6 protein-coding genes are annotated in these 7,174 nt (G+C 71.0%); 2 read left to right on the top strand and 4 right to left on the bottom strand.

Annotated features, from left to right (window positions below; genetic code table 11):
- Window positions 1-180 precede the first annotated feature (180 nt).
- Both ligA and IPZ69_RS36810 read left to right on the top strand, forming a co-directional pair.
- A complete protein-coding gene (ligA, locus tag IPZ69_RS36805) occupies window positions 181-2,280 on the top strand; it encodes an NAD-dependent DNA ligase LigA (RefSeq protein ID WP_235459053.1) in 2,100 nt (699 codons plus the stop codon).
- Window positions 2,281-2,695: 415 nt separating this feature from the next.
- On the top strand, window positions 2,696-4,318 hold the full coding sequence (locus IPZ69_RS36810; RefSeq protein WP_235459054.1) for an alpha/beta hydrolase: 1,623 nt from the start codon (window positions 2,696-2,698) through the stop codon (window positions 4,316-4,318).
- 48 nt (window positions 4,319-4,366) lie between these two features.
- Here the strand turns inward: IPZ69_RS36810 and IPZ69_RS36815 are convergent, their stop codons facing one another.
- The 4 genes from IPZ69_RS36815 to IPZ69_RS36830 all read right to left on the bottom strand — a co-directional run bounded on the left by IPZ69_RS36815 (window position 4,367) and on the right by IPZ69_RS36830 (window position 7,170).
- Window positions 4,367-4,690, bottom strand: a complete 324-nt coding sequence (locus tag IPZ69_RS36815; protein WP_235459055.1) for a GYD domain-containing protein — start codon at window positions 4,688-4,690, stop codon at window positions 4,367-4,369.
- Between the two features lie 119 nt (window positions 4,691-4,809).
- Window positions 4,810-5,382: a DUF4240 domain-containing protein gene (locus tag IPZ69_RS36820; protein WP_235459056.1), complete on the bottom strand. Its 573-nt coding sequence runs from the start codon at window positions 5,380-5,382 to the stop codon at window positions 4,810-4,812.
- Window positions 5,383-5,439: 57 nt separating this feature from the next.
- Entirely contained in the window at window positions 5,440-6,270 is an 831-nt protein-coding gene (locus IPZ69_RS36825) for a hypothetical protein (protein ID WP_235459057.1), read from the bottom strand.
- 12 nt (window positions 6,271-6,282) lie between these two features.
- Window positions 6,283-7,170, bottom strand: a complete 888-nt coding sequence (locus IPZ69_RS36830; RefSeq protein WP_235459060.1) for an XRE family transcriptional regulator — start codon at window positions 7,168-7,170, stop codon at window positions 6,283-6,285.
- Window positions 7,171-7,174 lie beyond the last annotated feature (4 nt).

The following is a 7,174-nucleotide window of genomic DNA, read 5'->3' on the forward strand; positions in this document are numbered from 1 at the left end:
CTCGAAGAGGGGCACGACTTCGCGTCCTCGGCGAACTTCGGTGGAGGGGGCCGCGGGTACGTGTTCCGTTGCATTGCTTGCGGTGCCGCCGCGTTCCTTCGGCCGCTCGCTGCCAGGCCGCTGATCAGGGATTTTCCCTCGGCGGCGGGATTGTCAGTGGTGGCAGGCAGGATGGGAGGTATGACAACTCCTGCAGCTGTGATCGTGGATGCCGCCGCCTACGCGCAGGCGGTCGAGGACGCCGTGAAGGCGTCGGCCGCCTACTACTCCGGTGGCACGTCCGTACTGGACGACGACTCCTACGACCGGCTCGTGCGCGGCATCGCCGCCTGGGAGGCCGCGCACCCCGACGAGGTGCTGCCGGACTCGCCGACCGGGAAGGTCGCGGGCGGCGCCGTGGAGGGGGACGTCCCGCACACGGTGGCGATGCTGAGCCTGGACAACGTGTTCTCGCCGGAGGAGTTCACCGCCTGGACGGCGTCCGTGGCGAGACGGATCGGCCGTGACGTCGCCCGGTTCAGTGTCGAGCCGAAGCTGGACGGTCTGGCGATCGCCGCCCGCTACACCCGCGGCCGCCTCAGCCAGTTGATCACGCGCGGTGACGGGACGGCCGGGGAGGACGTCTCGCACGCCATCGGCACGATCGAGGGCCTCCCCGGTGAGCTGGCCGAGCCGGTCACGGTGGAGGTGCGCGGCGAAGTGCTCATGACCACCGCCCAGTTCGAGCACGCCAACGAGATACGCACCGCGCACGGCGGGCAGCCGTTCGCCAATCCGCGCAATGCCGCGGCCGGCACCCTGCGCGCCAAGGAACGCGCCTACACCGTGCCCATGACCTTCTTCGGCTACGGCCTGCTGCCCCTGCCCGACACCGAGAGCACGCTCGCCACGCGGCTGGCCGAGTTCGCGCACAGCGACCTGATGGGGCAGGCCGTCGCGCTCGGGGTCAACACCACCGCCAGTACCGCGGTACCGGGCATCACCGCCGACACGGCCGAAGAGGTCCTGACCCGTGTGAAGGAGATCGCCGCCCTGCGCGCCGAGCTGCCGTTCGGGATCGACGGGATCGTCGTCAAGGCCGACCTGGCCGCCGACCAGGAGGCCGCCGGATCCGGTTCGCGGGCACCGCGCTGGGCCATCGCCTACAAGCTGCCCGCCGTGGAGAAGATCACCCGGCTGCTGGAGGTGGAGTGGAACGTGGGCCGCACCGGCATCATCGCCCCGCGTGCCGTGCTGGAGCCCGTCGAGATCGACGGCTCCACCATCACGTACGCCACCCTCCACAACCCGGCCGACATCACGCGCCGCGACCTGCGCCTGGGCGACCACGTCATGGTCCACCGGGCCGGCGACGTGATCCCCCGCATCGAGGCCCCCGTCGCCCACCTGCGCACCGGCGAGGAGCAGCCCATCGCCTTCCCCGAGGTGTGCCCGCGCTGCGGCGCCGACATCGACTCCAGCGAGCAGCGCTGGCGCTGTGTCAACGGCCGCAACTGCCACCTCGTCGCCTCCCTCTCCTACGCCGCCGGCCGCGACCAGCTCGACATCGAGGGCCTCGGTCACACCCGCGTCGTGCAGCTGGTCGAGGCCGGGCTGGTCACGGACCTCGCCGACCTCTTCGCCCTCACCCGCGAGCAGCTCCTCGACCTGGAACGGATGGGCGAGACCAGCACCGACAACCTCCTCGCCGCGCTCGCCAAGACCAAGGAACAACCGCTGTCCCGGGTGCTGTGCGCGCTCGGCATCCGTGGCACCGGACGCTCCATGTCCCGGCGCATCGCCCGGTACTTCGCCACCATGGACAACCTCCGCGCCGCCGATGCCGAAACGATCCAGCAGGTGGAGGGCATCGGCACCGAGAAGGCTCCCTCGATCGTCGCCGAGCTCGCGGAACTCGCCCCGCTCATCGACAAGCTCGTGGCCGCGGGAGTGAACATGACCGAGCCCGGCGCCACCCCGCCCACCGCGGCGGACAGCGAAGCCGACACTGACGCTGCCGCCGACGCACAGGGCGCGGAGGCGGAGGGCGGGCCGCTGGCCGGGATGACCGTCGTGGTCACCGGCGCGATGACCGGCCCGCTGGAGACGCTCAGCCGCAACCAGATGAACGAGCTCGTCGAACGCGCCGGCGGCCGTTCCTCCTCCAGCGTCTCCAAGAAGACCACCCTGGTCGTCGCCGGAGAGGGAGCCGGCAGCAAGCGCGCCAAGGCCGAGTCCCTCGGCGTTCGCATCGCGGACCCCGACGAGTTCGCCGCGATGGTCGCGGACTACCTCAACTGACCATGCCCGTCACCGGCCTTGCCCGTCGGGGGCGTGCCACGGCTCACGGCCGCGGCAGGCATCCCCGACCAGCCGGGGCCGCGGCATTCCGGCATTCCGGCATTCCGGCATTCCCGCGGGGGCTCGCCGTCAGTTCATCGGGTGGAACATTAGTGCCTATTCGCTGGATCGCCAGATTGATCCCACGCAGCCAGAGAAGCGCGAGGGGCAGGGCGATGGCGGCCACATACAGCGTGGGCCCGGCAAAGGTGATCTTGTTCGAAGCCGCGAGTAACGCCGAAGGGAAACCCATTCGGACGCCGCCGGATGGCGCGGGCGGTCGGACTGCGATGTCGTGGACATGGGTGCATGCCCGCATCAGAGGCATCAGAGGCATGGGGGGGCAGACGTCGCCTCGCCGGTCAAAGGACAGAGCATGCCTATATCCAGTTCCCTGTGTGCCCGCCCCCGCCGTGCCACGGCGGTCGTCGTCGCCGTGGTGCTCTGCTTGTCGCTGTTCACCGCGCCGAGCGTCAGCGGGGCCGACGGACCGTCCCCTTCGGTTCCCGCCCCACGGCTGGACTGGAAACCCTGTGTCCAGGGCCCTGACTTCGACTGTGCGACCGCGCGGGTACCGCTGGACTATCTCAACCCGGGACGTCGCTCCGTCAAGCTGGCGCTGGTCAGGCGGAAGGCGACCGTTCCCGGGCGGCGGGTCGGCACGCTGTTCTTCAATCCCGGCGGCCCCGGCGGGCCGGGGACGGTGCAGATGCCGCACGATTACCCGTTCCTCCCGCGGGAGATACGGGAGCGGTACGACATCGTCAGCTGGGATCCCCGCGGAGTCGGCCACAGCACCGCGGTGAACTGCTTCGCGAACGCCGCGGAGGCCAAGGCCTGGGCCTCGCGCACCCCGGACGGCTTCCCGGCGGACGCACAGCAGCGGGCGACCTGGATCGCCTCGTACAAGGATCTGAGCCGACGTTGTCAGGAGCGTGACCCCGAACTCCTGCGGCATGTGTCGACCGCCGACACGGCTCGCGACCTCGATCAGCTGCGCCGGGCGGTGGGCGAACCGCAACTCACGTACTTCGGGATCTCCTACGGCACGTTCCTGGGCGCCACCTACGCCAACCTCTTCCCGGGCAAGGTCCGCGCCATGGTCCTCGACAGCAACGTCGACCCACAGGCCTGGTCGAACCACGCCTCCGACCAGGAACCCGCGCTGCCTCTCCCCCTGCGCATGGGTGCGGACCTCGGCGCGGCGGCGACCCTGGACCAGTTCCTCACCCGGTGCGGATCCGCCGCCACGGCCGACTGCGCCTTCTCGGCGGGCAGCCCGAAAGCGACGCGGGACAAGTTCGACGAGCTGACGCGGCGCCTGCGGGAGCATCCGGTGAGCAAGTCGACCTATGGCCAGACGATCGGTGACGTGGTCGTCGGCCTCAACGTCGTCCACCCCGGCTGGAAGGACCTCGCCGGCCGGCTGCAGGACCTGTGGCGGGGCCGGGTCCCGAAGTCGCCCGCGCCGCTGCCCGCACCGCCCGTCCCGACTCCGTATCTGGGCGTCGAACAGGCGAGTGCCGTGCTCTGCTCGGACAGCCCCAATCCACGTGACCCCGGTGTCTACCACGCTCTGGAGGAGGCGGCCGCCCTCCGTGCCGGCGATGCCGGACGCTTCTGGACCTGGGCCGCGGAGCCGTGCGCCACCTGGCCGGCCCTGGCCTCGGACCGCTACCGCGGACCGTGGAACAAGCCGACGGCACACCCCGTCCTGGTGGTCGGCACCAGCTACGACCCCGCCACGCCCTACGCGGGCGCGCAGGCCATGGCCAAGGAACTGGCCGACGCGCGTCTCCTCACCAACCAGGGGTACGGGCACACCGCCCTGCTCAACCCCAGCAACTGCGTCAACGCGTACGAGAGCCGGTACCTCCTCGACGGCACCCTCCCGCCGGCCGGAGCGACGTGCCGGCCGGACGCCCTCCCCTTCCCCGCGCCCATGCCGCGGGGCGGCGTGGCCACCGGCGGCGGAGGAATCGCCGGCGTCGCCTCCTGAGACTCGACCGTGCCGGGAGTCCGCCAGGCTGCGGTCGGCGACGAGGGCCTACTGCTTCCCGGGGGACCGAAAGGCGACCTGTCGGCGGGCGGCCTCGTCGATCTCCTCGATGGTGAGGAGCGGGGTGGCCCGGGTCCGGAGGGCACCGCTGGCCTTGACCGCGAGGCTGATGGCGGCCATGGAGACCGGGTCGGGCAGGTCGATGATGATGACCGTGTCGTCCTCGCCGAAGGCGAAGTACATCGCCTCGACCGTGCCGCCCTGGTCGGTGACGACCTGCTCGACGGCGGCGCGGCGACCACTCGCGCCGTCCTTCAGCAGACCCTTGGTCCCCTCGGACGTGTAGGTGGCCTGAATGAGGAACTTCGGCATCGGGACGCTCCCTGCCCATCGCTTGTCCGGTGTCCAGAGTGGCCTTCCCGCTGCCACGCCCGCCGCCGCGCGTCGGGCGAGTGGATTCACTCGATCAGAAGCCGAAAAGGCCGAAGTGTTCAGTCCGGATAGAGCGCGGCGATGCGCGGCAGTTGGGCGGCGATCCGGCCGTGGTCCTCGAAGTCGAAGTTCCAGGCAGGGTCGAGAGCCGGGTAGTTGATGGTGAAGGAGTCGCCGGGCAGTTCGGTACCGGTCGCCGTTCTGTAGGCGTTCCAGGCGATGCCCAGGGTCTCTTCACATTCCAGCTCCAGGAGCTCGGCCGCTGCCGCACGGACCACGGGTAGTTCCGCCAGTTGGTCGGCATCCGCGACGACCCTTTCGAAGACCGTACGACCCTGGGTGATCAGCCAGCCGCGGAAGTAGTCGAAGCCGTCGTCGGAGCAGCCGCCGTTGACGAGGTAGGCCGCGGCCCAGAGGGGAGCCTGGTAGGAGGCCGCCATCAGGTCCCAGAGGATCTGCTGCGCGGCGAGGATCTGCTGGGGCTCGTGAGCCGCCAGCAGTGCGGCGGCCTGCTGGGCGATGCCCTCGGCATCGGTCGCGTCGGCTGCATCGGTTGCCTTGCTCGCATCCGTCGCTTCGGCGGCCCTGTCGCGAGCCTGTTCCATCAGGCTCCAGAACTGTTCCACGTCCATGGCGGCACAGCATGGCACCCGGGTCTGACATTCGGCCTTGCCGTACCTCGGACCGTGTCATCCGCCCGCGCCTCCCCCGGCGGCTTCCCGCGTCCGGGTTCTGGTGGTGCCCCGCAGCCACTCGCCCCGGCTGGGCAGGTCGGGGTTGAGGACCCGGGACGCGGTGCGTGTCCAGGGTGGGGTGTTGGCGAGGATGAAGCCGAGGCGGTCGGCGAAGCGGGGTTCGGGGACGGGGATTTCGACGCTGGGATGCCGGGTGTAGCCGTGGGTGACGGCGTGGGCGACGTAGTTGGTGACGGCGTCGGCGCGGTGGGTGCGTGGCCGGTGGCCGGGTGTGGCGAGGCGGCTGAGGATGCGCAGGACGGTGGGGATGCTGGTGTCGAAGCGGAACTGGTTCAGCGACGGGCAGATGCCGGTGACGGGGAAGGTCTCGGCGTCGGCGACCGTGTCGAGGCCGGTCTGGTCGAACCAGAACGCGGCCGCGTGGGCCTCGCCGCGGGCCAGGTGGTGCAGGGAGAGACAGTAGGCCGCGGAGGTGTGGGGTGCGCCGGCGGCGTACTGCCACCAGAAGCGGGCGCCGTCCTCGATGCCGGCGAGGTTGAGCGCGCAACCCAGCAGCCAGGCGCCTTGGGGTTCGGGGAGCTGGTCGGTGAGGAACTCCAGGGCGCCGGGGGTGAGGGTGGTGACGACGGCCTCGCACAGGATGCGCAGGTGCTGGGCGGCGGCGCCGTCGGCGGCGGGATCGTCGCCGACGGTGTCACCGGACGGCGTGGTGGGGGCGAGGGCGAGGTCGGGGTAGGCGCAGTCTTCGTAGCCGACGGTGTCGGCGGGGACGTCGGGGCTGGGGTGCAGCCGGGCGCGGGCGAGGAGGGCGTCGATGGCGGTCATGGCGGCTTGGGTTCACTCCCGGGGACTGTAGGGACGCAACAGGTCTTCGAGGGCGGCTCGGAGGTGGTGGTCGATCGCGTGGCAGATGGCCGGGCTCAGACCGAGGACCTGCGGGATCCGGTCGGGGTGCATGCCGCACAGGTAGCGCAGTACGGCGACGTCCATCTGGTCGTACGGGAGGCGGGCGATCGCGTCGAACAGGTCGACGAGTTCGGTGAGGACGACGAGGTGCCCCGGCTCGGTCTCGCGGACCTCGGTGGTGGAGAAGACGGCGGCGCGCAGGTCGGGGTGGCCGTCATGGTGACGGTCGGCGCGGGCCATGACACGGTCGCGCAGCAGCCGCCAGGCGTAGCGGCGGATGTCCTCGCTGGTGGCGGCCTCGCTCCAGCACAGCCACAGCAGGTCGAAGGTTTCCGCGACGACCCAGCGGGCGCGATGGTCGGTGAGCACGAACGCCTGCGCGTAGTCGGTGTAGGCGCGGGCCATGGTCTCGGTGAAGGCCTGGTGGGCGACGGGCGGGTGCTCGGGTTCGGCGGCGACCTGCCGTATGCAGTGCGCTATCCAGCCGGGCTCCTTCCGCGCTTCCCGGGCCGCCGCGGTCCACAGCCGGCGCATCGGTCCGGCCGGCAGCCCGAGCGCGCGGATCACGCTGAAGGTGATCTCCCAGGCGGGGTAGTAGCCGTTGCCGCGCAGGAGTTCGCTGATGCGGGTCTTGGAGTAGCCGGAGCGGTCGACGAGGTCGTTCAGGGTCAGGCCGCTGGCGAACAGGAAACCGCGCACCGGTTCCAGCCAGGCCCGGTGGGACGGGCCCGCGGTCCGGGAGATCGGGGCGGGCTTGCGGCCCCGCTTGCCGCCGGTATCCGCGGGGGGCGGTTGTTCCGCGTCGGGGGACCAGATCATCGGG

This window comes from Streptomyces olivochromogenes (assembly GCF_021538895.1).
In the GTDB taxonomy this organism is placed as follows: Bacteria; Actinomycetota; Actinomycetes; order Streptomycetales; family Streptomycetaceae; genus Streptomyces; species Streptomyces olivochromogenes_A.

Excerpts from the sequence above, each read along its gene's own strand:
- ligA (WP_235459053.1), top strand. The coding sequence starts at position 181 with ATGACAACTCCTGCAGCTGTGATCGTGGATGCCGCCGCCTACGCGCAG.
- IPZ69_RS36830 (WP_235459060.1), bottom strand. The coding sequence starts at position 7,170 with ATGATCTGGTCCCCCGACGCGGAACAACCGCCCCCCGCGGATACCGGC.
- IPZ69_RS36815 (WP_235459055.1), bottom strand. The coding sequence starts at position 4,690 with ATGCCGAAGTTCCTCATTCAGGCCACCTACACGTCCGAGGGGACCAAG.
- IPZ69_RS36825 (WP_235459057.1), bottom strand. The coding sequence starts at position 6,270 with ATGACCGCCATCGACGCCCTCCTCGCCCGCGCCCGGCTGCACCCCAGC.
- IPZ69_RS36810 (WP_235459054.1), top strand. The coding sequence starts at position 2,696 with ATGCCTATATCCAGTTCCCTGTGTGCCCGCCCCCGCCGTGCCACGGCG.
- IPZ69_RS36820 (WP_235459056.1), bottom strand. The coding sequence starts at position 5,382 with ATGGACGTGGAACAGTTCTGGAGCCTGATGGAACAGGCTCGCGACAGG.